A 23568-nucleotide genomic window follows, 5' to 3' on the forward strand; every position below is an offset into this window, starting at 1 on the left:
GCACTCTAATGGGAGCACACCATGAGCACGACTGAGTCCAATGTTTCGAAGGGCAAGGCCAGTACCCGCAGCGCCGATTTCATCGCCTTTGTCATAGACAAGAAGACAGAGCAGGTGCTCAAGAGCTACGTTCTTGAACAGGCCATGCCGCACACGTACATCGCGATTGGCGGAGTGAACGAGGCCATCGCCTATCTGGCAAAGCTCGACCGCTCCCCGCTATTCCTGCTCGTAGACTTGCACGACTCCGTGATGCCACTTTCCGATCTCGGTCGCTTGGCCGAAGTGTGCGAGCCGTCCGTGCAAGTGGTAGCGCTTGGCGAACGCAACGACGTCGGCCTGTTCCGTGCCCTGCTGCAAATCGGTGTCCGAGACTATCTTGTGAAGCCGCTCACGGTGGAGTTGATCAGGCGGACGCTCAATGTGTCCGACGGCAAGGTAAGCCAGGTCAAGCGTCTGCGCGCCGGCAAGACGGTCGTGTTTACGGGCTCGCGTGGCGGGGTTGGCGTAACGACGATCGCCCTCAACGTGGCGCGCCATCTGGCTGAAGACACACACCGCCGGATCGCCTACGTCGACCTGAACCTGTATGGCGGCGCCGCCAACAGCATGCTTGGCATCCAGAGTAACAACGGTCTCTCGGACGTATTGCAGAATGTGCACCGTCTCGACCCGCAGTACGTCGAGCGCACTCTGGTCGCCAAGGGCTCGCGCCTCTTCGTGCTCTCAGCAGAACTCGACTACGGCGCCCCGCGGTCGTTCGCGGACGGCTCGCTCGCGCCCGTGCTGGCACTTCTCTGCGACAACTTCCATTACGTGATCCTCGACGCCGGTGACCTGGCAGACCCGCTTGCAGGCGAAGCATTCGACCACGCGTCGCGCGCGTACCTGGTCGCCGATCGCTCGGTTCACTCGACTCGCGAGACAATCCGCCGTCTACGCTTCATTGAAGACCGCGAAAATAATCCCACCACGTCGATCTTACTCAACAACATGACTTCCTCGGCAACGGGCAAGGTCGAGTCGACCGACTTTATGTCGGCGGTCGGACGCTCCGTACTGCACGAAATTCCCTACGAAGCAAAAGCGGTGACGATCGCAGCGAACCTGGGCGAGACGCCCAAGGAAAAAGCGGCCAATGGTTTCAACCAGATAATCACGCGCATCGGCAGTGACCTGACCGGCCAGCACTCCAGCGCAGAGCGCACGTTCTTCCAGAAGCTCAGGTTAAGGAGAAGCTGATGTTCGGACAAAAGAAGGGCGCGCCCATAGTTGATGAAGCGGCACACGGAGCCGCCGCAGATGCCCCCGGGCTCGCGGTGCTCGATCCAGTAAGCCCTGTCGCGACCGCATTAGCGGCTGTGCCACACGCTTCCACGTCGGCGGGCAACGAGATGCTCGTGCGCTCTGACCTCTTCCGGATCATTCGCAATGGCGTGTTCGCGTCGATGAACGCGTCTGCCGTTGTCGGCAAGACACGCGAGCAAATGAAGCTCAGCGTCGAACAGTTCGTGCTGGATATCGCTGAACGCGAACGCCTGAACATCACGATCTCGGAGCAGGTGCAGATAGTCGGCGACCTGCTGAACGATATGTTTGGCCTTGGCCCGATCGAACCGCTACTCGCCGACGAAACTGTCACCGACGTGCTCGTGAACGGGCCCGATCAAGTCTACGTGGAACGACATGGCCGACTGGAATTAACTCCCTACAAATTCCGCGACAACACCCACGTGGTCAACGTGGCACAAAGGATTGCAGCGGGCGTCGGGCGGCGCGTGGACGAAAGCAGTCCGATGGTAGACGCCCGACTCGCCGACGGTAGCCGCGTCAACGTCGTGTTGCCGCCACTCGCGATTCACGGCGCGGTAATCTCAATTCGTAAATTCTCCAAGCGCAACATCACCCTGCACCGAATGGCGCAGCAGGGAAACCTGTCGCAAGCAATGGCGAACGTGCTAAAACTTGCGAGCACCTGCCGGCTCAACATTATTGTGTCGGGCGGTACGGGTTCAGGAAAGACGACACTGCTCAACGCGCTCTCACACTTCATCGACCTCGGCGAGCGCACCGTCACGATCGAAGACGCAGCAGAACTGCAACTTGTGCAGCCTCATGTAGTGAGTCTCGAAACACGCCCAGAGAACTCCGAGGGACTTGGGGCCGTCGCGCAACGCGACCTCGTGCGCAACGCTTTGCGAATGCGCCCGGACCGCATCATCCTTGGTGAGACCCGTGGAGCGGAAGCCTTCGACGTGCTCCAGGCAATGAACACGGGCCACGACGGCTCAATGACGACGATTCACGCGAACACGCCGCGCGACGGCATTACTCGCCTGGAGAGTATGGTCATGATGGCGAACGGCAATCTTCCTTTGCTTTCCATTCGCCGCCAGATCGCGAGCGCCGTGCACCTGATCGTGCAGATCGAACGGATGCGTGACGGCATGCGCCGTATCACACGCATCACTGAGCTTGTCGGTATGGAAGGCGAAATCATCATCACGCAGGACCTGTTCACCTTCCGCTACGACGCGAGCGCGTATAGCGAGGAAGTAAAGGGTGTGTTCGAGTGTGCCTCGGTGCGTCCGGCGTTTGCCGCTCGTGCGGCGTACTACGGCCTCGAGGAGGCCCTGATGGAGGCAATGAAGATATGAGCATCGTCGACCTTGTCACCTTCGCGTCTTTTGCAGGTGTGATCGTGCTCGGCGTGATGTATCTGACCGTGCAGGATCTTCGCAGCAAGCGGCCCGAAGCGCAGATTCACGCGCGCATGGCGAATGCATTCTCGTCGCAGGGGCACCGCCTGGCAACGAAGGTCAGCGAGCAGGTCGACGCGGACCTCTTTAGGGTCAGCAACGAAGACAATGCGATCAGCCGCTGGTTCGGCCCGAAACTCGCACGTCTTCGCACGGTCGCGGGGGCGAACGGGCTGCGTATCGTTATCGCGGCAACGATTGCTGGCGAACTGGTTGCGGTTCTCATGACGAAGTTCATGCCACTTCCGCGTTTCGCCACGCCACTGCTGGTGATCGGGCTGCCGGTTCTACTAGGCGTGCGTGCCTACAGCTTTCTGGTGAACCGCTTTCGAGAGCGTTTTCTCGATGGTTTCCCAGATTTGATTGACCTGCTCGTACGCGCAGTTCGCGCTGGCGTGCCGGTGACACATGTCATCGGCTCAGCCGTGGAAGAGCTTCAGGAACCATTGCGTCAAGAGTTCAAGCTGATGAGTGATTCGCTTCAGATCGGGCTGGATCTCGAGGCAGTCCTCGCGGTGGCGGTGCGGCGCATCGAAATCGCGGATTTCTCTTTCTTCTGCGTGTGCCTGGTACTACAACGTGAAACGGGTGGCCAACTCGGCGAGACGCTCGAAAATCTCGCCACTATCGTGCGATCGCGCCGCGAAATTCGCCAGAAGTCGCGGGCCCTGACAGGTGAAGCGCGTATTACGACGAAGATTCTTACGGCGATCCCGCTGGTCATCATGCTGGCGATGGCTTCACTCGACAAGACGTACCTCCCTGTACTCTTCGGCACCCCCGGCGGTCAGAAGTTGTTTACCTACGCAGTCGTTTCAGTCGTCATAGGCATTGTCGTCGTTACCAAGATGTCCAAACTGGATGCCTCGCGATGAAGCAGGAGTACATCGAAACGCTCATTAATCTACTGATGCTGTCCGCGCTCTTCGCCGGACTTGCGATCTGGTGGTTGACCAAGCGAGGCGGCCGGCGTGGAAGGATTGCTGATCGCGCGCGCGAGGTCGCGCTTACGCAGCGAACGGAAAGCGTTCTGACGGAGGAGGCTGAGGAATATGGCGGGTGGCGCGCGCAGCTCTTGCAGCGGCTTGGAAACATCGGCGACAGGCTCCCGCTATTCGACGCTAAATACCGGCTCAAGCTTAAAAAGGAAATGGCACGTAGCGGCTATCGCAGCGGCCGTGCGGTATCCGTGCTGCTCGCAGTGAAGTTTGTCGTCGGATTGACGAGTGCCGGGCTCACTGTGATGCTGGGATCGAATATTCCGATGATCGGGCAATACCCGGCCGTGCGCGGCTCAGCGATGTTGATGGCGTTCATCGTTGGCATGGTCGTTCCAGAGTACGTGGTCGGGTTTCGGGCATCACGCCGCCGCAAACAGATGGCCGGATGCCTACCCGACGCGCTTGATCTGCTGGTGATTTGCACGAATGCAGGCAACAGCCTGGGCGTGAGTATCCGGCGCGTCGCTGACGAGCTCAAGGCTATTTGCCCACCGCTTGCCGACGAATTTTCGCTTACGGCCGACGAACTCAAGCTCTCCGGTGATAGCACTCGTTCACTTCAGGGGCTAGCCGAACGAATCGACTTGCCTTCTATCCGCGCGCTGATCTCCACGCTCATACAGTCCATGCGCTACGGTACCCCGATCACGCAAGCGCTACGCACGCTTTCGCGTACGGAACGCCTTGCTCACATTGTTTCGCTAGAGGAGAAGGCCGCCAAGCTTGCCCCGAAGATGGTCGTTCCGATGATGTTATTTATTCTTCCGGCGGTAGTGTTGATTGCGGCCGGTCCTGCGGTTATCCAGCTTCTCGACCTCATTTCAAAGCAATGAAAAGAAACCACTACTCATTCACTCGCCGCCTGGTCGCTGGATCGGCTGCACGCTGCCTTTACCGGGCCGTTCTCGGCGCGATGATTCTCGGCACGACCGTCGCCTGCACCACGACCGCCCAACGCACGGCCAATACGCAACCGGTCACGCGCAATTCCTCGCCGAGCAGCATGAGTGAACTGCGCATTGCCGACACGGCTCTGGACTCGGGCAACATGGAAGTTGCAACGACCATATACGACCGGATAGTACAGGCCGATCCGCACTCGGTGGCAGGCCTGACCGGACTCGGCAACACCCTGTACGCCGTCGGCGATTTCACGCGTGCAGGCGTTTATTATCAGCGCGCCAGCCTGATCGATCCGGCTAACATCGCACCGCTCATCGGACTTGCGCGAGTGGCGATCCATCAGCGCCGTTTCAATGACGCGATCTCCTCCTATCAGCGCGTCCTCACACTCGCGCCGGGTGACCCGCTGGCGTCGGCGGGCCTGGGTGCCGCACTCGACTTAAGCGGGGACCACGCGGGCGCGCAGATCGCTTTGCGCGAAGCGCTCAAGGTCAATCCGGGCGATCCTGTACTGAGCTCGAACCTCGGTTTGTCGCTGATCCTCGGAGGCAATCCCCGTGACGGCGCAAACGTCCTGCTCGACGTCACCCGCTACCCGCAAGCGCCGCCCCAGGCCCGCCAGGATCTCGCCCTGGCCTATGGCCTTCTCGGTAATACGGAAGCAGCAGCCGAAATTCTCGGGCGGGACTTGCCCAAGGCATCAGTGCAGGACAATCTGCGCTATTACGAGATCCAGCGCCAACGCCTTTTGCAGCAGCCGGTGTCATCCGCTTCATCGTCCAAGGTCACGGCAGTACCGGCGCAGTCCATACAGGCCGCAAGCTTGCGCTAACCGGGCGCACAACGAAGCGTTCGTGAAGCAGGCGATTTATACCGATGCTTATGCAAGGCAAAAGATAAGGATTCTTGAATAGATAGCGCTGAGAGGGTCCACGCCGGATTTTGCCGACGGATCGATACCGTGCGCGGTGTCCGCGAATAAGTTTGTGAACCCATGAAGCGCCTGGCCGAACCGGCCTACATCCATAGCAGATCCGCACTCTGACGAAACCGAATCATGAAATCGAAAATTCCAGTGTTCACGGGTCAACCCGGTCAACCCGTTGTTTCCGAGGATTTCACCCAACCTCCGAAATGGAAGGGCGTACTCATGACCCGCGATCAGCTAGTGGGCGAGATCGTGATGCGACTGCTTGCAGTCCTGATGTTGTCGATGTTCATCTCGTCGACGATCTATCAGTTTCACAAAGATCCTTCACGGTACACGTTGCTGCTACTGGCGTTTTCTGAACTGCTGACGCTTGGGCTTGCTATCTGCACGCGCGTGCCGCGTGAGCGTGACTGGAACCCTGTAACCGTGGTGGTTTCCACCTGCGCCAGCTTCTATTTCGTAGCGTTCCGTCTCGATCCCGGGATTCACCTGATTTCCGAATCAGTTGCGGCCGGTCTGCAGATCGCGGGAGTAATGATTCAGCTCTACGCCAAGATATCATTGCGCCGCTCGTTCGGAATTTTGCCAGCGAATCGCGGCGTCGTTGTAAGCGGACCTTATCGTTTTGCGCGGCATCCGATTTACCTCGGGTATTTCGTCAATCAGGCCGGGTTTCTTTCGGCTAACTTTGGCGTGCGCAATCTCGCCGTGCTTTTGATTCTTTGGGCGTTACAGATCTTCCGCATCGCGCGAGAAGAAAGAATCCTGGTTAAGGATGAAAAATATCAGGAGTACGCTGCACGCGTGCGGTATCGATTGATACCTGGGGTATTTTGAAGGGGCCACGCATAGCGCGTTCGGCAGTCAAGCAAGCATTCTGCCGGTCAGGTTGTCGCTATCTTTCGAGCAAAGGAATCGCTTGGGCATCCTCGCGTAAAGCCGATTATTTCGGACCAGGGATACGACGCAGCAGCATTCGCGCAAACGATTCGTGTCACTCAATCCAAGGTAGTGGTGCGGCCACGTTTGCATCGTAAAACGAAGCGTTACGCTAACCACGGGCCGTAACCTAGTCAAGACAGTAGAGTCGTGAACCCGCCGGAGAAAATGAGACAGTTACACCCATCCATTTTCTCCCACAAGCGATGGGTGTGTTTCGCAGCCTTCATCTATTGCGTCAACACGACTTCCGTATAGCCCGAGCCACTGCCGCCGCTCGTAGTACATGTCGCCGGGAAGAAGTTATTCTTGTACTGGCAGTCTTCACCGTAACCGGGACCGTTCGCGCTTGTGGCCGAGCAGTGACTTGACGGGCTGTAGTATTGCTCGCCTGGCCCCACCCCCCCAGCGTCGTCCCACCAAAAAACTACCGCGGGAGCAATACCTGAAGAGCTGTTCGACAGTGCCGACATTTGGGAACAGCTTGGCGCCGCATAGGCCGCTCCGCCACCCGAAGTGGAAAAACAGTTGGAAAGCGCGGCTGCCGGTGCAGTACTAGAGTTGGACAGAGCGTTGACGTAGCTTTGCGTCACCCCGGTTTGCACGTACAGCGAGCAGTTCGGTGTGGTCGATGTCTTCGTCGTCAGATACTGGGTGGTGCAGGTATAGACGGTCGTAGTGTTCGATCCCGCCGTAGATGATGTGGACGTGCAGTTGGAGTAGCCTGAGCCGGGCGCATTGATGCCGAGGTAAGCCGAGAGGGTGTTATAGGATGACTGCGTGGGGGGCGGCACGAGTGTCAATCCGTTATAGACACTTGTGATTGAAGAACCCCCCCGGCTGTTGGTCGAGTTCACCGTAATTGTGTACGAGGAGTTGGCTTGTTCGCTGGGCGACTGGTTGTTCAGAAGAAGCGACGAATAAAACTTCTGCGTGTTCTGATTCGGCGCGCCATACGAGTTCGCTCCTGTGACCCCCACCCCGCAATTCGTATTTCCAAGGGTGTTGCCGTTTGTTATGTTCACCAGTGCCACGCCCAGCGGCTGGTTGGCGCTAAAGGAGGGCATGACCTGGCCGGCTGGAACAGACTGAAAGCTGCTGCCAATCATGTAGTAGTTGTTGGTGGGGAGGCCCCCTGGTGTCGTCCAGGCCGGCAACGACGAATAATCGTAGCCGTTGCCGCTCGCATTCAACGGCACCTTGTACAGATAAACCGAATTTCCGTCGCACGCCCGCGAGTTGACATGGCCAAGCGTCAGGTTCGCTGTGACGACCGGATCTCCGGCGGTTGCCGTCGCCGTGATGGTGGCCGAGGGGATGAGCAGCGACAACAGCGTTGTGGAAACCTTCGCGGTGGCGCTCACGGTGACGGTGTAGGCCGCAGAACTGCCAAGCGCAGGATTGATCGTGCCATTGCTGTTTGTCGAGACGGTTGGCGCTGTAATCGAAATGCTCGACGGCAGGATCGTGCGATTGAAGTAATTAGTTGCGACCTGAGTTGCTAAGGCGCTCTGACCAGGAACCGAGAAGACTGCGGCGCCCGCGATTGCGGCCTGATCGACTGCATTCTGCAGGCTCGCGCGGTATTGAATCATGCGTGCATAATCGACAGCGCCTCCCACAATCAGCATCATTGGGACGAGCAGCAATGCAAACGTCATGGCGATAGCGCCCGTCTCATCCGCGATGAGACGGGATAGCGTGCGCAAGAACTGGGGCTTCATTGACGGCGGCATGCGGGAATCCTCAGGAACAGGGTGCGGTGCACGCAATCGACAGGTTGTTGCGAGGCCGTGCAAACGCCGTCTGAGTCAGCGTGAAACTCGACGGGATCAGGTACTGGATCACCGAACTGTACTGATAGGTCGCCTTGACGATGATCACGCTGTCGCCGGGCGCGCCGGCATTCGGCAACAGGTTGGTCGGCGTCGTAGCGAGCGTTTGGGCCGTGTTGCCCAAGGTTGTCGCCGCAGCGGTGCACGAGTGATCGCTCTCCCAATCGACAGTTACGCCGCTGCTCGTGTAGTTGGTCACGCTCGCCATCGCCACCGAGAAATTGCCAGCACCGGTCGCCGCCCCGGTTGGAAAGGGCGTCATCATTAACTTGCCTGCCTGGCAGAAATTGCCCAGCACGCCGGTTGTTCCACTCGTTACGCCATTGGTTTGCTGCGATATCAGGTCGGCCATGGATGTAGCTGCGTTGGCCAACTGCATGTTCACCCTGACGAACTGCCCAAGCTCGTAGATACCGAACAGGAGCGCTGTCATGAGCGGCAGGACAAACACAAATTCCAACGTGGCAACACCACGCGCGTTTTTTAGAAATCGACAAAGCCCGGGCAGCATTAATAAGGCTCCGTCTGAAAGGCGAGGGTTGACATCAGCATTGCGTTTCCGGAAAGGAAAGACGCAACCCATGGCATGTTGTAGCCGACTTGCAGGATGACGTCGTACTTTGGCGACAATGACGCCTTGGTCTGGGTCATGACGCCATTGTTGACGTTCGCGACGGTCAGTGTCGTAAAACCAACGCCAGCTGGCGTCCCGGAGCTTCCCGCCGCGACATAGATCTGGATCGTCGCGGTGCACGACGGAACGAGGCTGTAGCCGCTCACGGTCAGGTCGTTGCAGACTGCAGTGACGAGATTGCTGGAGTACGCGCCGGACGCCCCGGTGAGCGTTCCAATACGGATCAACCGGGCGGCGTCGCGTGCCGCGTTGTCCATGAGCGATTGCCTCGTGAACATCAGGCCAAACTGGAATGTCCCAATCATGACCGCGAGGAGAAGCGGGAACACGAATACATACTCGAGTGCGGCCACACCGCCGTCCTCGGACCAGAGTCTCGCCAACGGCTTGACGGTGACCTTCGCGCGCGACGTTTCTTTGCGCCGCGTGTGACAAAACGCGGCGACGAAACGGCGTCCGAAACTGATGCATTTTTTTGGCACGGTTGCGCGAACGAGCCTGGACAGCGCTGCCTTCAATATTGAGCGTGCGCACTCGTTATGCGTGCGTTTTTTCATATGCCGCGAACCCTGAGTTCAGTAAATCATCTGTGTCAGGCGGTACTCAATGGACCCGAGCATTTGAGCGCTTGCTCGCTGAATCGACGGGCCGTTCTTCAGTCGCGTCTTTTGGAGATCAAAAGTCGAGATGCGTCTGACGCCAAGTGTGTTGGGATTTTTAATCATCCTCACTTGGGATAACGGCAGGGGATCTGATTTGCTTTAGGCCGTCGCGCATGGCGTCAGCGGTGGCCGCGAAAGTCTGGACAGCCGGTTAGGTCGAATCGCAGGATTCAGAGATAGGCAAAAACGCCTACAAAGGCAGGGCAAACATCGAACATCCGTTCTTGACAGGTTGTTCGCACGAGGCCTTCTGAGCGGCTTACTTTTGATGGCTGCTCAGCGCTCAGATGAACTGGCGCTATCGGCCGGTTTCGGCCATTCCTCCGAGATTGCCGACAACATAGGCGACGATTGCATCCTGAGGCGCGTGAAACTACCGCGCCGTAATCAATACGATGACGTCCCAGGCGAGGTCAATCACTGATCGGCAGTCCGGCGACTAACGCGATTCCATTCGCTGCCTGCTCGCCAACCGCATTCGAAACTTGTTCCATCGAACGAAAGCCGGTAATCACCCAATCTAGCCAAGTGTCTTCTTCGATTGCGAAACTGGCATCGCCCACCCTGACGACGCCGCTAAGATGATCCGCGCCGTCGAAGAAATTTAAGAATACGCGAGCGGTTTCGGATCTGCTTCTGACGCTTGTGATCTGGATAGTTACCGGAACCCCGTTCGGATTAATCTTGATCCCGAGGTGGGCTGCTCTCAGGTAGAACGCTGACATCATCGAATTGCGTACCCACGGCGTCACCAAATTCCCATTGGCATCGATCTTCGGCGCTTGTATACCGTCAGAAATCAACTGTCCCGTCTGAACGCTAGCAGAATGCTGCGCGTCAATCTTAGGGACAGTTGTAAGGCATCCCGCGAGTAATACGCATGTGAATCCGAGAACGCAGGCCAGACTTTTGTTCTTCATGGGGAATGCCGTGAGTTGAACGGTCCGTCTTGAACCGCGGTTGTCGAAGACTGTATTAACGGTCGATATCATATTTTCTTTAGTATTTTAGATAACCGTCGAAATAATTGGCCGGAAGACGCTTAAGCGTTGCTAAGTATGAAGACTTGCGGGGCGACCTGACTTGCGGCTGCCTGCACCTGCGAATCTGCAGATGTCCGCTGCCGGGGCATTGCCCGCCCGTAATGGATCGGGTTGGGCAACAAGTACCGAGCACAAACCAAGCACAAGCCGGCCATGAACGGCCGTTGATCACCGCCGTATCGTGAACGCCAGAAGGTCCATTCGCGCGAAAAACGTCTCTTCCGATAAGCTCGCTTCCGCGACTTATTTTGATCGGCTACCAAGTTTGGCTAAAGAACACATTTCCTCGGAAGTTCAAATTTCACTCCAGTCGGCTGCTTGGTCGCCAAAATATAAATCTCATCACCTAGCGATGCCTCGTGATAGTCGGATGGCATCTTACATTCCGTGGTGAATAATATCCTGACGTCTAATAGATATGCATATATTAAAAATGGATGCACAGGACGACATTGATATACAGTTGTTGATGACGATTGAGGCTTTCATGCCCGCCCAGCGCGGCATCCCGGATCTTGGTAAACGTAAATCTTGCCGGGCTTAAAATTTGCAAAATCCTCACGAGAGAAAAAATAAGCGCTAATAGAATTCCAGTAAAGAAATAAACGAACCGCCAACCAGCTGGAATAAAAATTAGCAGTATGCCGAGTAAGAAATGGAGATGATTCCTCGTTTAAATAAATCACGAAAATTTTCTTTTAGGCTCGCCGACTGATTGCGGGATTGCGTAGAATCATTGAAATTTTTTCGTTTTTTTATTGATTTTATTCCTCGATTAATATTCCTGCTTCGTAGAATACGATATTCCCACCGAAATATCGGCAAAATGGGGTCGGACTTGAGATGCCGGTGCGCGTGGGGACGCGTGGTCCTACTAGCGCTACGGACGTTAGAACGCTGCTGTCGATGATTGGCCTCCCGCTTTATCTTGCAAGCGGCCGTTGAATTCCTGGGGGATTGAAGGGCTGAAACGGGTCGACCGGTGTCAGACGCAGACCAACGTTTAGCGGACCCTAAGGGCGTTCAGCACGTTGTTTCGAGCGTTAGAAATTTGACCGACTTCAGTCCGATCCGCATTTCGCAGATAGGGCACGTCTATGTGTCCACTGGACCGTTGTCGCGTCCGGAGTATTCGCAGAATTCGGATTTCTTCGAGGGCTGCGACAGAGCCTCGCCATGAAATGAGTCGGGATCGCTTTTCAGGCTGTGCTCTCTTAACTAACTTGCTAATCATATGGGTACGGTGCGCATATGGGTACGGTGCGGCCGGCGACGTGACGGATAGCTAGGATGACGTGCGACTTACAGCTTTTCAATGTCGTGCGCTGTACGCAGAAGATCGGCAAAAAGTCGCGAATTCTCCGCTTCCCATGATCTCCGGCGAGAGCCGCCGATCCCAATGCTAGCGCGGCAACCAGTCGGGTCGGTTGCCTTGGGGGCATTGCTGCAGAGGCGTGACGGTATTCTTAGTGGAGAGAAAAACGGTAGACCGTCAAGCATACCGTCATCAAAACGTAGATTTAGCTTGATGCAGTGAGACGAGTTTTTGACAACGCTGTTTATTTCAACGGGTTATGGCCGTCTTGGGACGTGCTGAGAATCCGCTCCACATACCGCGCGATCAAATCGATTTCCAGATTGACCTTCGCGCCGGCCAACAAATGCCGCAATGTCGTCACTTCCACCGTATGCGGAATGAGGTTGATCGAAAACTCGCAGCCATCGGGCCGGTCGTTCACGGTATTCACCGTCAGGCTCACGCCGTTCACCGTCACGGAACCCTTATAAGCCAAATACTTGCCGATATCGCGCGACGCGAGAATCCGCAGTTCATGTGACTCGCCGACCGGTGCGAAATGCGTCACTTCACCCAGACCATCCACATGCCCCGACACCAGATGCCCGCCCAGCCGATCATGCGCGCGCAGCGCTTTTTCCAGGTTCACATCGCCGGGTTCGGACAAGCCTGCGGTCTTGTTAAGGCTCTCGCGCGACACATCGACGTCAAACGTCGCCGCCGACTTCTCGATCACGGTCATGCACGCGCCCTGGATCGAGATGCTGTCACCAAGCTCGACATCCGCGAGATCCAGGCCGCCGGACGCCACCGTGAGGCGCACGCCGGTATCGGCATCCGAGGCTGAATCCAACGGCGTAACCGCTTCAATGCGGCCGACTGCCGCGACAATTCCTGTGAACATCGTCGAGCTTCCTTAGGTTGTGCGTGTTGTGCGTTGTGCGTTAAATAATCGGTTTTGCGTCTGTAGGCGCATCGGTTTTCACCACCGCGAAGCGCGCCAGAATCCGGAGGTCGTCACCCAGCCGGTCGATCCGATGAAACCGCAAATGCGGCCGGGCATTGAGTGTATCGGGCGGCGTGAAATCGAACATGCCCGGCGCGTTGCCCAGCAAACTCGGCGCGAGATAGATCAGCAATTCGTCGACGCAACCCTCGCGCAGCAGCGAGCCATTGAGCTTGTGGCCCGCTTCCACGTGCAATTCGTTAATGCCGCGATCAGCGAGGACACCCAGCATGGCGGGCAAATCGACCTTGCCGTGCTCGTTCGTCAACGGCGTGAATTCGATGCCGCGTTCTCGCAGCGCATCAGCTTTCGCGGGGTCTGGCTCAGCGCCGCAAAACACCCACGGCGGCGCGCCTTCCAGTATCCGCGCCGTCAGCGACACGTCCAGCCGGCTATCAATCAGCACGCGTTGGGGCTGACGCGGCGTGTCGATGGCGCGCACGGTCAGTTGCGGATCGTCCTCCTTCACCGTGCCAATGCCCGTCAGGATCGCGCACGCGCGAGCACGCCATGCGTGACCGTCGGCACGCGCCGCTTCGCCGGTGATCCACTGGCTTTCGCCGGTCGGCAAACCCGTGCGTCCATCCAGCGTAGCCGCAACCTTCATGCGTACCCACGGACGGCGGCGCGTCATGCGCGACACAAAGCCGATGTTCATCTCATATGCTTCGTTGGCCAGCAGGCCGCAGCGCACATCAATGCCTGCATCGCGGAGAATCGCCAGGCCGCGCCCGGACACCGCCGGATTCGGATCTTCCATTGCGGCGATCACCTTCGCGACCCGCGCGTCGATCAACGCATGCACGCACGGCGGCGTGCGGCCGAAATGGCTGCATGGTTCGAGCGTGACGTAAGCCGTTGCGCCGCGCGGATCGTGGCCCCGCGCCCGTGCGTCTTTCAACGCGCGAACTTCGGCGTGATCCTGACCGGCGGGTTGCGTGAAACCTTCGCCGATCACATCGCCGTCCTTCACCAGCACGCAGCCGACGCGCGGATTCGGCGTCGTCGTGTACATGCCGCGTGCGGCCAGCGCCAGCGCGCGCTCCATGTGCGAGAAATCGGTCTGCGAGAACATGGCGGCGGCGCTTAAGCGGCGAGACGGGCGAACGCGCCGCGGGCGGCATCGAGCGTTGCGTCGATGACGGCATCGTCATGGGCGATCGATACAAATCCCGCCTCATATGCCGATGGCGCGAAGTACACGCCGGCATCGAGCATGGCGTGAAAGAACGCGTTGAAGCCTTTCGTGTCGCCTTGCGTGACTTCGGCGAAGCTCGCCGGGACCCGTTCGGCGAAATACAGGCCGAACATGCCGCCGATAGCATCCGCCGAGAAGGGCACCTTCGCTTCTTTTGCAACGGCCGCGAGGCCATCGGCGAGACGACGCGTCTGCTTCGTGAGCGTGTCGTAGAACCCCGGCGCCTGAATCAGTTGCAGCGTTTTCAATCCTGCCGCGACCGCGATAGGATTTCCCGACAACGTGCCCGCCTGATACACACCGCCGAGCGGCGCGAGATGCGCCATGATGTCCCGGCGACCGCCGAACGCTGCCGCCGGCATGCCACCGCCGATCACCTTGCCCAGGCAGGTCAGGTCTGCCGTGATGCCGTAGACCTGCTGCGCGCCGCCGAGCGCCACGCGAAAACCGCACATCACTTCATCGAAAATCAGCACTGAGCCGTACTCGTCGCAACGTGCGCGCAGCGCTTGCAGGAACTCGGGCGTGGCTTTCACGAGATTCATGTTGCCGGCCACCGGCTCCACGATAATCGACGCGATTTCCGCACCAAACGCGGCAAACGCTTCGTTAAGCTGTTCGACGTTGTTGTATTCGAGCACGGTCGTGTGCTTGGCAATATCGGCGGGAACGCCGGCGGAAGTGGGATTGCCGAACGTCAGCAAACCCGATCCCGCTTTCACGAGCAGGCTGTCAGCGTGACCGTGATAGCACCCTTCGAACTTGATGATCCGGTCGCGCTTCGTGAATCCACGCGCGAGGCGCAGCGCGCTCATGGTCGCCTCAGTGCCGCTCGACACCATGCGTACCTGTTCTATCGACGGCACCAGCTTGCAGATCTCTTCCGCGATCGCGATTTCGGACTCGGTCGGCGCACCGAACGAAAACCCGTTCGCGAGCACGCGCTGCACGGCTTCGAGCACCTCGGGATGAACGTGACCGAGGATCATCGGTCCCCATGAACCGATGTAATCGATGTACTGCTTGCCGTCGGCATCCCAGAAATACGGACCTTGCGCGCGTTCGATAAACCGCGGCGTGCCGCCGACCGAGCGAAACGCGCGTACCGGCGAGTTCACACCGCCCGGAATGGTTTTCTGGGCGCGTTCGAAGAGAGCTTCATTTCTGGACATGACGGGGCCTGCACTGAATGACGGGTTCGGCTGAAGAGGGCTGCGGCCGCTGGCTTCGTTTCAAGCCTGGATCGACGCTGGGATCGGATCTGGCGTGGTCCGCGCGTTGCTCGCGGCTGCAGGAAATCAAGATGAAATTGTACCGGAGTCGCTTGGCTTCGGCCCGCGACGCTCCGCCCCGGTGCCGCATTCCAAAAAGACGGCCGTGAAGCTTCTGAAAGCAGGGCGCGTACAATGCAGACTGTTTTAAGGCTCTGTTTAAGCCGTTCGCTTGCACGCCGGACGTGGCCCTTGCGAGGTTTTTTGCATTCGTATCGTGTTTGTCTCGGGTCGCTTCGGGGTCGTTTCGCCTTTTGTCGTTCGTCATTCGCCCGTCCCGAAAACCGCGCCTTTTTCCTCAAGCCTCCTTTCGCCTCTCATGCCCGAAATCATCAAGCGCCGTTCCGATCGCCGACTGATCCTGTTGCTCGGCGCGCTGGCGGCGTGCGGCCCGCTTTCCATCGATATGTATCTGCCGAGCCTGCCGGCGCTCGCCGCCTCGTTCGGCACGACCGCCGCCGCCGCGCAGATCACGCTGACCAGTTTCATGCTGGGCTTTTCGCTCGGCATGCTCGTGTACGGCCCGCTTTCCGACGCCTACGGCCGCCGGCCAGTGCTGCTTGGCGGCATCGTGTTGTACACGCTGGCTAGCGTGGGGTGCGCGCTGTCGTTTTCCATCGATTCGCTGGTTATGCTGCGCTTTCTGCAGGCGCTGGGTGCAGGTTCGGCGTCGGTGCTGGCGCGGGCGATTGCACGCGATGCCCACGCGCCGTCGGACGCGGCCCGTGTGTTGTCGATGCTCGCCATTGTCACGTCGATTGGGCCGTTGCTCGCGCCGCTGATAGGCGGGCAGTTGCTGCTGCTGGGAGGCTGGCGCGCGGTGTTTGTCACGCTCACGCTGTTCGGCACGCTGTGCGCGGTAACCACGTATTTGCGCGTGCCGGAAACGTGGCCGCGCGAGAAGCGCGCGACTTCAGCTCTTGGGCGCTCGTTTGCTGCGTACGGCCGTCTTCTCACCGATCCCGTCACGTGGGGCCACACGCTATGCGGCGGCATGGCGTTCGCGTCGATGTTCGCGTACATCACCGCGACGCCGTTTGTGTATATCGACTACTTTCATGTGAAGCCGCAGCACTACGGGTTTTTCTTTGGGCTGAACATTATCGGCATCATTAGCTGGAACGTGGTGAACACGCGCCTGGTCGGGACGCTGGGATCGCTGAAACTGATTTCGATAGCTTCGTTTGTCAGCGTGATCGCGGCGTTGGCGACGGCGTTCGTGTGTATCACGGGGTTTGGCGGCTTGTGGTCGATCGTCGGCTGCCTGTTTTTCGTAGTCGGCGTCGTGGGGTTGTTATCGGCTAACTGCACGACGGACCTGATGCATCGATACCCGCACAACGCAGGGGCAGCTGCCGCGGTGTTCGGCGCGGTGCAACTGGCGCTCGGCGCGCTGGCGAGCGTTGCGGTCGGGATGTTCCACGATGGCACACCGCAGGGCATGGGGATCGTGATCGGGGTGACGGGCGTGCTGACGTTCGTCGGCCGAACGCTGGTGCTGCGTTGGCATGGCACGCCGGTGCGCGCTGCTCGCGCAGGATGATTGTTGGGCGCACTCTCGCGCTAGTCTGAACAGCCGCTTGCGAGAAACCGAGCGCGTTGCCATGTCAGCCGCGCGCTCGGAAAAACGTCACTCGCCGCCGACCATCTTCTGCAAGAAAGCGAACGCAGTCGCCTCCACCCGGGCGATGCTTTCCGCCTCCACACCCGCGCCGTGACCCCCGTCGCGGTTCTCCAGATACCACACGCGGTCATGTCCCTGCGCCTGCATCCGGGCGGCCATCTTGCGGGCGTGGCCCGGATGCACGCGGTCATCGGTCGCCGATGACGTGAACATCGCCGGCGGATAAACCACGTCGGCTTTGACGTTTTGATACGGTGAGTACGTCATCAGGAAGCGCAGGTCGCGGTCGTCTGCGGGGTCGCCGTATTCATCGATCCATGAGGCGCCTTGCAGCAGTAAATGAAAACGCGCCATGTCGAGCAAGGGCACCTCGGATAACACCGCGCCGAACAATTCCGGTCGCTGGACCAGCATGACGCCGGTCAGCAAGCCGCCATTGCTGCCACCGCGAACAGCGAGTTGTTTCGATGTCGTCACACCTGACGCCACCAATGCTTCGGCAACTGCGATGAAGTCATCGAACGCGACCTGGCGCTTTTCACGCTGCGCCGCCTGATGCCACTCCGGCCCGAACTCGCCGCCGCCACGAATGTTCGCGACGGCGTACAACCCACCGCTTTCGAGCCACGCGATGCCGGTGGTTGCGTCGTAATGCGGATCGAGCGCCACTTCGAAACCGCCGTAGCCATAGAGCAGGCAGGGCGCTGATTGATGACCTTTCACGTTCGCTTCACGACCGATCAGCCAATACGGAATAGCGACGCCATCGGTTGATATCGCGTGACGACGCTCAGCAATGAGGCCGGTGGAGTCGAACTGAGCGGGAAGGCGGGCGAGCAGTTGCCATTCGCTGTCCGGTTGCGCGAAGTCGGCGTAGTAAAGCGACGGCGGCGTGAGGAAATGTTCGACGTGAACGAGCACGGTGTCGTCGCGTTCGCTGTCGATGGAATCTACGTACGACTGGCTCGCCGCCGGCAGCGCGAAATGACGACGCGTCCATTCGCCTTCGAGATCGGCCGGAGGGCCAAGCAATTCCACGCGTGGCGAACCATCGTCCATTTGCGACACCACCAGCCAGTGCTTCGTGAAGTCGATATCGGCGAGAACGGTTCGGCCTGACGGCGTGAACAGCACGGTGAAATTGCGCGCGCCTTTCAGGAAGGCATCGCGGCGAATGACGAGCAGCGAACCGCTCGCGTAGGCCGTTGCGCCCGATGTTGCACTTGCTTCGTAGGGCTCGCGTGGCGTGACGAACAGCCAGCCGTTCCAATGCTCCAGTTCTGCGTGCAGCGGGACATCGTATTGCTGCCACTCGCCGGTGGTTTCATCGAGCCAGTATTGGAGCGTCTCGAAGAAGGACGTCGCGCGCGAAGCAAGATGCAGCTTTTCGAGCTGATCGTAATCCACGCCCGCCGAGACATCGCGACGCTTGCCTTCGAAGACTACGGGGGCATCGGCCAGCTTCGTGCCGCGCTTCCATTTGCGCGCCTGGCGCGGGAAACCGGACGTGGTCAGCGCAGGCTTTTTACTGTACGCGCTATCGTCCCAGCCGACATACACCGTGTCGAGATCAATCCACGAGATGCCGTGCTTGCCAACGTCGGGGAGCGTGAAACCGTCTTCCACGAAGCGCTGCGTTTCGATGTCGAATTCACGGACCATGCATGCGTCCGAGCCGCCCGGCGACAAGCTCACCAGTGCCCGGTCCCAGGTCGGATAGAGCATGTCGAAGTCGTGCAGCGCCCAGCGGATGCCGTCTTTGGCGGCGCTCGTGTTCAAGTCGATCTGGTCGACGTCCAGGATGGTTTGCCATTCGGGCTTGCCTGCGAGCCATTTCTGCCAGGGCGTGCGCCGAACGATCCCGAGCGGATGAGTCTCGTCCTGCCACGTGTTATAGCCCCAGTCGTCATAGCGCGAGCAGGAAACAATGCGCTCCTGTGACGTGTAAGCGGTTTTCAGGCGTGCGGTCAGTGCATCGGTTTGCGCCGTTTTACCAAATGTGGCGGTCGTGCGGGCGTTTTGCGCATCGACCCACGAGTCGACACGGGCATCGTCAAGCGCTTCGAGTTCAATGAATGGATCCTCGTGGCTGGACTTTTTCGGCGTGGAAACCCACGCGAGGTCAGGATGGTCGTCGAGGAAGGTTTGCGTCATGTCGGGAGTGTCTGCGAAGCGGCAACGCGCAGCATGCCAGCGCCGCCGATATTGTCGGTGAACAGGGATTGTGCCTGTTCGACGCAAGGGACGTGCGGCGCTGTCGATGACCGTAGCCTGCAACCTGGGCCTAGGCCGACTTCGAACGCACAGTTTTTCGAGATGATTTATTCGGCTAGGATGCCGTTCCGCTCGCTCCAACAGGTTCCGAAAGGTATCAAAACTGAACGGGATAAGGCGCATGAAGGCCCGGCACGCAGGGCCATGGATTTCACCGTTTCCGGAGCTACCTTGACTACCGATGTAAAGATTCCCGCCAATGTATTTGTGGCCACACCCAGTTACGGCGGCGTAGTGACCACCAGCTATGTCCAGGGGCTGCTCGATCTGTACGACGCCTCCGACCGGCACGAATTCGGTCTCAGGATAAATTTCAACAGCTTCGACAGCCTGATCACACGTGCTCGCAATACGATGGTGGCGGAATATCTCGCGGACGATCGGTTTACGCATCTGATGTGGATCGACGGCGATATCGGTTTCAAGGGTTCCGATGTCGTTCGGCTGCTTCTGGCGGATCGTCCATTGGTGGCAGGCGTCTATCCGCTCAAAACTGATGGCTGGCCGTCGGAGGGCTTGCTGGAAGCCTTGCCGGCCGGCACGACGAAGGCCGATTTTCGCGAGCGCTTCGCCCGTTATCCAGCCACCGCGGCCGCGGGTGAACTGGAACCTGATGAAGACGGTTTTCTCGATGTCATCGACGCCCCAACAGGATTTATGCTGATCAAGCGTGAGGTGTTTTTGAATCTCGCGATCAGCTTTCCCGAGCTTCGCTACCAACCTGACCTGATCGGCCGGCCGGAACACACCGCAGGGAAAATGGCTGGGCTTCACTACGCGTTTTTCGATACGATGATCGACCCGCAAAAAGGCACCTATCTCTCTGAGGACTATGCGTTCTGCCGGCGGTGCGCGGCGATCGGCATTACGCCCGCAATCGATACGAAGTCGAATCTGAGCCATCAAGGTTCGGCCATGTTCGAGGGCGATCTGGGCCGGAGCCTGGAGCGCCAGCGCGCTGAGCTTCATGCGCGCGGGGCAGGGCGGTAAGCAGTCGGCAACACTCAGTAAGCAAGTGCGCATGCTAAACGCCCAAAACAGAAAAGCCGCGCACCCCTTCGGGCGCGCGGCTTTCTAATTCAGAGCGCTTGACCTCAAGCCAACCGTTCTTCGCTCTTCGAATCAAACAACACCGCCTTCGATACATCGAACAACAGCGTCATGTTCGTCAGCGGTTGCGGGTTGCTCGCCGGGTGCACGCGGCTCACGACGCGCTTGCCGTTCACCTGCGTGAACACCAGCGTATCCGGGCCCGTCGGTTCGATCACATCGATCTTCACCTCAATAGGCTGCAACCGCGCGTCTTCCACGTTATGCGCGCTGCGGGCATCCGTGATCCGCTCCGGCCGCAGCCCAAGAATCACGTTCTGGCCAATCTTGCCGCGGACCGCAGCCGCATCGAACGGCAGGTTCAGCACGGTGCGCGTCACGCCGGTATCGACCTCAAGCCCGATACCCGACCCAGCCTCGACCAGCTTGCCATCGATAAAATTCATCGGCGGCGCGCCGATGAAACCCGCCACGAACAAGTTCGCCGGCGAATCATAGATATCCTGCGGTGCGCCGAACTGCTGCACCACGCCATCCTTCATCACCGCGATCCGGTCGCCCAGCGTCATGGCTTCAATCTGATCGTGCGTCACATACACAATCGTCGTACCCAGACGCTGATGCAGCAGCTTGATCTCCGACCGCATCTCGATCCGCAGCTTCGCATCCAGGTTCGACAACGGCTCATCGAACAGGAACATCACCGGATCGCGCGCCAGAGCACGCCCCATGGCCACGCGCTGACGCTGACCACCCGACAACTGGCCAGGCTTCCGATCGAGCAAATGCTGGATCTGCAGCGTGTCCGATACGCGCGTCACAATCGCCTTCTGCTCGTCCTTCGGCACCTTGCGGATGTTCAGCCCGAACGAGATGTTCTCGCGCACCGTCATGGACGGATACAGCGCGTACGACTGGAACACCATCGCAATGTCGCGATCCTTCGGCGAGAGGTTGTTCACCGTCTTGCCGTCGATCATGATGTCGCCCTTGGTGACCGTTTCCAGCCCGGCGATCATATTGAGCAACGTGGACTTGCCGCAGCCCGAACCGCCCACGAGGATCAGGAACTGACCATCCTCGATGTCGATGTTCACGCCCTTCAGAACGGGAACGCCGTTCGCGTAAGTCTTGTACACGTCGCGGATTGAAAGGCTTGCCATGCTATGAATCCTTTAATGTCTCTGCGCTGAATTTCATCGCGCACATCAGTTGATCTTCTACCGCGAGCGCCGTTCAGCAACTGAACGCGCCCCGCGGGAATTCAGCCCCGGAAATCAGCCCTTCACCGCGCCCGCTGTCAGGCCGCGCACGAAGAACCGGCCGGCGACCATGTAGACGAGCAGGGTGGGCAGGGCGGCAATGATCGCAGCAGCCATGTCGACGTTGTATTCCTTCACGCCCGTCGATGTGTTGACCAGGTTGTTCAGGGCGACGGTGATCGGCATTGAATCGACGCCGGAGAACACGATCCCGAACAGGAAGTCGTTCCAGATCTGCGTGAATTGCCAAATCAGGCACACCATGAAAATTGGCAGCGATACCGGCAGCAGGATCTTCGTGAAGATGGTGAAGAAACCCGCACCGTCAATACGCGCCGCCTTCACCAGCTCCGCCGGAATACTCACGTAGAAGTTGCGGAAGAACATGGTGGTGAACGCAATACCGTAGACCACGTGCACGAGCACAAGACCGGCCGTGGTGTTAGCGAGTCCCAACATGCCTTGCAAACGCGCCATCGGCAAAAGGATGGCCTGGAACGGGATGAAACAACCGACCAGCAGCATGGTGAACACGGCATCGGCACCACGGAAGCGCCAATGCGTGAGCACGTAACCGTTGAACGCGCCGACTATCGACGAGATCAGCACGGCCGGGATCACCATGCGCACGGAGTTCATGAAGAACGGTTCCATGCCGTCGCAACGCACGCCGGTACACGATTGCGACCACGCCTTGACCCAAGGCGCGAACGTGAACGAGGTAGGCGGCGTGAGCAGGTTGCCGGTGCGCAACTGGTCGAGGTCCTTGAAGGACGTCGAGAGCATCACGTAGATCGGGAACAGGAAGTACAGGGCAAACAGAATCAGCGCCGCATAGATGACGGCGCGGCTGATCGTCATCTTAGATTCCATTGCGCGTGCTCCTCGATTCCAGATACATGAGCGGCACCAGCACGGCGACAACAGTAGCAAGCATCATCATCGACGACGCGGCGCCCAGGCCCAACTGCCCGCGGTTAAACGAAAACGTGTACATGAACATGGCCGGCAGCGACGACGACGTGCCCGGACCGCCCGCGGTCAACGCAACCACGAGGTCGAAGGTCTTGATGGTGATGTGGCAGAGAATCAGCAGCACGGAGAAGAACACCGGCCGCATGCTCGGAATGACGATACTGCGATAGATCCGCGGCAAGGAAGCGCCGTCCATCTGCGCTGCCTTGAAGATCTCTGCATCCACGCCACGCAAACCGGCGAGGAACAGCGCCATCACGAAACCGGTGGATTGCCACACGGCCGCGATCACGATGCAGAAGATCGCCTTGTCGGGGTTGCCTAGCCAGTCGAACGAAAAGCTCGTCCAGCCCCAGTCGTGGAAAATCTTTTCCAGTCCGAGTCCCGGATTCAGGATCCACTGCCACGCAGTGCCTGTCACGATGAACGACAACGCCATCGGATAAAGGAAAATCGCGCGCAACGCACCTTCATTACGGATCTTCTGGTCGAGCAAGATGGCCAGGAACAGCCCGAGCCCCACGCAGATTGCGATGAACGGAATGCCGAACCATCCAAGGTTCGCAGCGGACGTCCACCAGACGTCATTCGAGAACAACTCGGTGTAGCGCTGGAAGCCGGTAAATTCATAACGCGGCATCAATCGCGAATTGGTCAGCGAAAGCCAGCCGGTGATCAGGATAAAGCCGTACACGAACACCAGTGCAATCAGCACGCTTGGCGCGAGTACGAGCTTCGGAATGTATGTATCGGCAAGCGCCGCCAGAGGCGACGTGCGGCGAGGCGGGGTGCGCGATGTCTTGCTCGCGATACCGCTAGGGGAGGCAGCCACTTCTCGACTCCTGGAAATTTGCCGGCAAGAGTCTCAGGCCGGAACAGGGATGCAGCAGTTTTTTACGCCAAC

General features: G+C 58.9%; 19 protein-coding genes and 1 pseudogene. 9 read left to right on the forward strand and 11 right to left on the reverse strand.

Annotated features, from left to right (window positions below; genetic code table 11):
* Positions 1-21 precede the first annotated feature (21 nt).
* From GSQ93_RS15120 to GSQ93_RS38090, 7 genes and pseudogenes are all read left to right on the forward strand, one after another.
* Positions 22-1242, forward strand: a complete 1221-nt coding sequence (locus GSQ93_RS15120) for a pilus assembly protein CpaE (RefSeq protein ID WP_158936481.1) — start codon at positions 22-24, stop codon at positions 1240-1242.
* Positions 1242-2657, forward strand: a complete 1416-nt coding sequence (locus GSQ93_RS15125; protein ID WP_158936482.1) for a CpaF family protein — start codon at positions 1242-1244, stop codon at positions 2655-2657. Before GSQ93_RS15120 ends, GSQ93_RS15125 begins: the two co-directional genes overlap by 1 nt.
* Positions 2654-3634 carry a type II secretion system F family protein gene (locus tag GSQ93_RS15130; RefSeq protein WP_158936483.1) on the forward strand — a complete coding sequence of 327 codons (981 nt, stop codon included), beginning with the start codon at positions 2654-2656 and terminating at the stop codon, positions 3632-3634. Before GSQ93_RS15125 ends, GSQ93_RS15130 begins: the two co-directional genes overlap by 4 nt.
* Positions 3631-4593, forward strand: a complete 963-nt coding sequence (locus GSQ93_RS15135) for a type II secretion system F family protein (RefSeq protein WP_158936484.1) — start codon at positions 3631-3633, stop codon at positions 4591-4593. Before GSQ93_RS15130 ends, GSQ93_RS15135 begins: the two co-directional genes overlap by 4 nt.
* Positions 4590-5495 carry a tetratricopeptide repeat protein gene (locus GSQ93_RS15140; RefSeq protein WP_158936485.1) on the forward strand — a complete coding sequence of 302 codons (906 nt, stop codon included), beginning with the start codon at positions 4590-4592 and terminating at the stop codon, positions 5493-5495. The genes GSQ93_RS15135 and GSQ93_RS15140 overlap by 4 nt, the downstream gene beginning before the upstream one ends.
* A 336-nt stretch (positions 5496-5831) precedes the next feature.
* Entirely contained in the window at positions 5832-6431 is a 600-nt protein-coding gene (locus tag GSQ93_RS15145) for an isoprenylcysteine carboxylmethyltransferase family protein (RefSeq protein WP_254073879.1), read from the forward strand.
* A 105-nt stretch (positions 6432-6536) separates the two neighbouring features.
* Positions 6537-6641, forward strand: a pseudogene (locus tag GSQ93_RS38090) (IS5/IS1182 family transposase); the annotation flags it as partial.
* 122 nt (positions 6642-6763) lie between these two features.
* Here GSQ93_RS38090 and GSQ93_RS15150 read toward each other — a convergent pair.
* From GSQ93_RS15150 to hemL, 7 genes are all read right to left on the reverse strand, one after another.
* The gene (locus tag GSQ93_RS15150) at positions 6764-8269 is read right to left on the reverse strand and encodes a TadE/TadG family type IV pilus assembly protein (protein ID WP_158936487.1); all 1506 of its coding nucleotides are present in this window, start codon (positions 8267-8269) and stop codon (positions 6764-6766) included.
* A gap of 10 nt (positions 8270-8279) precedes the next feature.
* The gene (locus GSQ93_RS15155; protein WP_158936488.1) at positions 8280-8879 is read right to left on the reverse strand and encodes a TadE/TadG family type IV pilus assembly protein; all 600 of its coding nucleotides are present in this window, start codon (positions 8877-8879) and stop codon (positions 8280-8282) included.
* On the reverse strand, positions 8879-9484 hold the full coding sequence (locus tag GSQ93_RS15160; protein WP_158936489.1) for a TadE/TadG family type IV pilus assembly protein: 606 nt from the start codon (positions 9482-9484) through the stop codon (positions 8879-8881). The genes GSQ93_RS15155 and GSQ93_RS15160 overlap by 1 nt, the downstream gene beginning before the upstream one ends.
* 593 nt (positions 9485-10077) lie before the next feature.
* Positions 10078-10584 (reverse strand): hypothetical protein, encoded by a 507-nt coding sequence (locus tag GSQ93_RS15165; RefSeq protein WP_158936490.1) that lies wholly within the window; start codon positions 10582-10584, stop codon positions 10078-10080.
* Between the two features lie 1682 nt (positions 10585-12266).
* Positions 12267-12908 carry a riboflavin synthase gene (locus tag GSQ93_RS15170; protein WP_158936491.1) on the reverse strand — a complete coding sequence of 214 codons (642 nt, stop codon included), beginning with the start codon at positions 12906-12908 and terminating at the stop codon, positions 12267-12269.
* Positions 12909-12948: 40 nt separating this feature from the next.
* The gene (gene ribD / locus GSQ93_RS15175; protein WP_158936492.1) at positions 12949-14085 is read right to left on the reverse strand and encodes a bifunctional diaminohydroxyphosphoribosylaminopyrimidine deaminase/5-amino-6-(5-phosphoribosylamino)uracil reductase RibD; all 1137 of its coding nucleotides are present in this window, start codon (positions 14083-14085) and stop codon (positions 12949-12951) included.
* Between the two features lie 11 nt (positions 14086-14096).
* Positions 14097-15380 carry a glutamate-1-semialdehyde 2,1-aminomutase gene (gene hemL / locus GSQ93_RS15180; protein WP_158936493.1) on the reverse strand — a complete coding sequence of 428 codons (1284 nt, stop codon included), beginning with the start codon at positions 15378-15380 and terminating at the stop codon, positions 14097-14099.
* A gap of 418 nt (positions 15381-15798) precedes the next feature.
* On the opposite strand from hemL, the gene GSQ93_RS15185 reads away from it, so the two are divergent.
* Positions 15799-17022 (forward strand): Bcr/CflA family multidrug efflux MFS transporter, encoded by a 1224-nt coding sequence (locus tag GSQ93_RS15185; RefSeq protein WP_158936494.1) that lies wholly within the window; start codon positions 15799-15801, stop codon positions 17020-17022.
* Positions 17023-17109: 87 nt separating this feature from the next.
* On the opposite strand, the gene GSQ93_RS15190 is transcribed toward GSQ93_RS15185, so the two are convergent.
* Positions 17110-19257: a prolyl oligopeptidase family protein gene (locus tag GSQ93_RS15190; protein WP_158936495.1), complete on the reverse strand. Its 2148-nt coding sequence runs from the start codon at positions 19255-19257 to the stop codon at positions 17110-17112.
* Between the two features lie 180 nt (positions 19258-19437).
* On the opposite strand from GSQ93_RS15190, the gene GSQ93_RS15195 reads away from it, so the two are divergent.
* On the forward strand, positions 19438-20367 hold the full coding sequence (locus GSQ93_RS15195) for a hypothetical protein (protein ID WP_254073880.1): 930 nt from the start codon (positions 19438-19440) through the stop codon (positions 20365-20367).
* Positions 20368-20471: 104 nt separating this feature from the next.
* On the opposite strand, the gene GSQ93_RS15200 is transcribed toward GSQ93_RS15195, so the two are convergent.
* The 3 genes from GSQ93_RS15200 to GSQ93_RS15210 all read right to left on the reverse strand — a co-directional run bounded on the left by GSQ93_RS15200 (position 20472) and on the right by GSQ93_RS15210 (position 23475).
* Positions 20472-21590 carry an ABC transporter ATP-binding protein gene (locus GSQ93_RS15200; protein WP_158936496.1) on the reverse strand — a complete coding sequence of 373 codons (1119 nt, stop codon included), beginning with the start codon at positions 21588-21590 and terminating at the stop codon, positions 20472-20474.
* Between the two features lie 114 nt (positions 21591-21704).
* Entirely contained in the window at positions 21705-22562 is an 858-nt protein-coding gene (locus GSQ93_RS15205; protein WP_174254624.1) for a carbohydrate ABC transporter permease, read from the reverse strand.
* Positions 22552-23475: a carbohydrate ABC transporter permease gene (locus GSQ93_RS15210; protein ID WP_367889759.1), complete on the reverse strand. Its 924-nt coding sequence runs from the start codon at positions 23473-23475 to the stop codon at positions 22552-22554. The genes GSQ93_RS15205 and GSQ93_RS15210 overlap by 11 nt, the downstream gene beginning before the upstream one ends.
* Between the last annotated feature and the right edge of the window lie 93 nt (positions 23476-23568).

This window comes from Burkholderia sp. S171, from assembly GCF_009766085.1.
Taxonomy (GTDB): domain Bacteria; phylum Pseudomonadota; class Gammaproteobacteria; order Burkholderiales; family Burkholderiaceae; genus Caballeronia.

What these genes read in the sequence shown, in the direction of transcription:
- GSQ93_RS15185 (WP_158936494.1), top strand. Translation starts at nt 15,799, where the DNA reads ATGCCCGAAATCATCAAGCGCCGTTCCGATCGCCGACTGATCCTGTTG.
- GSQ93_RS15125 (WP_158936482.1), top strand. Translation starts at nt 1,242, where the DNA reads ATGTTCGGACAAAAGAAGGGCGCGCCCATAGTTGATGAAGCGGCACAC.
- GSQ93_RS15155 (WP_158936488.1), bottom strand. Translation starts at nt 8,879, where the DNA reads ATGCTGCCCGGGCTTTGTCGATTTCTAAAAAACGCGCGTGGTGTTGCC.
- GSQ93_RS15195 (WP_254073880.1), top strand. Translation starts at nt 19,438, where the DNA reads ATGCCGTTCCGCTCGCTCCAACAGGTTCCGAAAGGTATCAAAACTGAA.
- GSQ93_RS15200 (WP_158936496.1), bottom strand. Translation starts at nt 21,590, where the DNA reads ATGGCAAGCCTTTCAATCCGCGACGTGTACAAGACTTACGCGAACGGC.
- GSQ93_RS15170 (WP_158936491.1), bottom strand. Translation starts at nt 12,908, where the DNA reads ATGTTCACAGGAATTGTCGCGGCAGTCGGCCGCATTGAAGCGGTTACG.
- hemL (WP_158936493.1), bottom strand. Translation starts at nt 15,380, where the DNA reads ATGTCCAGAAATGAAGCTCTCTTCGAACGCGCCCAGAAAACCATTCCG.
- GSQ93_RS15130 (WP_158936483.1), top strand. Translation starts at nt 2,654, where the DNA reads ATGAGCATCGTCGACCTTGTCACCTTCGCGTCTTTTGCAGGTGTGATC.
- GSQ93_RS15150 (WP_158936487.1), bottom strand. Translation starts at nt 8,269, where the DNA reads ATGCCGCCGTCAATGAAGCCCCAGTTCTTGCGCACGCTATCCCGTCTC.
- GSQ93_RS15135 (WP_158936484.1), top strand. Translation starts at nt 3,631, where the DNA reads ATGAAGCAGGAGTACATCGAAACGCTCATTAATCTACTGATGCTGTCC.
- GSQ93_RS15140 (WP_158936485.1), top strand. Translation starts at nt 4,590, where the DNA reads ATGAAAAGAAACCACTACTCATTCACTCGCCGCCTGGTCGCTGGATCG.
- GSQ93_RS15190 (WP_158936495.1), bottom strand. Translation starts at nt 19,257, where the DNA reads ATGACGCAAACCTTCCTCGACGACCATCCTGACCTCGCGTGGGTTTCC.
- GSQ93_RS15205 (WP_174254624.1), bottom strand. Translation starts at nt 22,562, where the DNA reads ATGGAATCTAAGATGACGATCAGCCGCGCCGTCATCTATGCGGCGCTG.
- GSQ93_RS15165 (WP_158936490.1), bottom strand. Translation starts at nt 10,584, where the DNA reads ATGAAGAACAAAAGTCTGGCCTGCGTTCTCGGATTCACATGCGTATTA.
- ribD (WP_158936492.1), bottom strand. Translation starts at nt 14,085, where the DNA reads ATGTTCTCGCAGACCGATTTCTCGCACATGGAGCGCGCGCTGGCGCTG.
- GSQ93_RS15120 (WP_158936481.1), top strand. Translation starts at nt 22, where the DNA reads ATGAGCACGACTGAGTCCAATGTTTCGAAGGGCAAGGCCAGTACCCGC.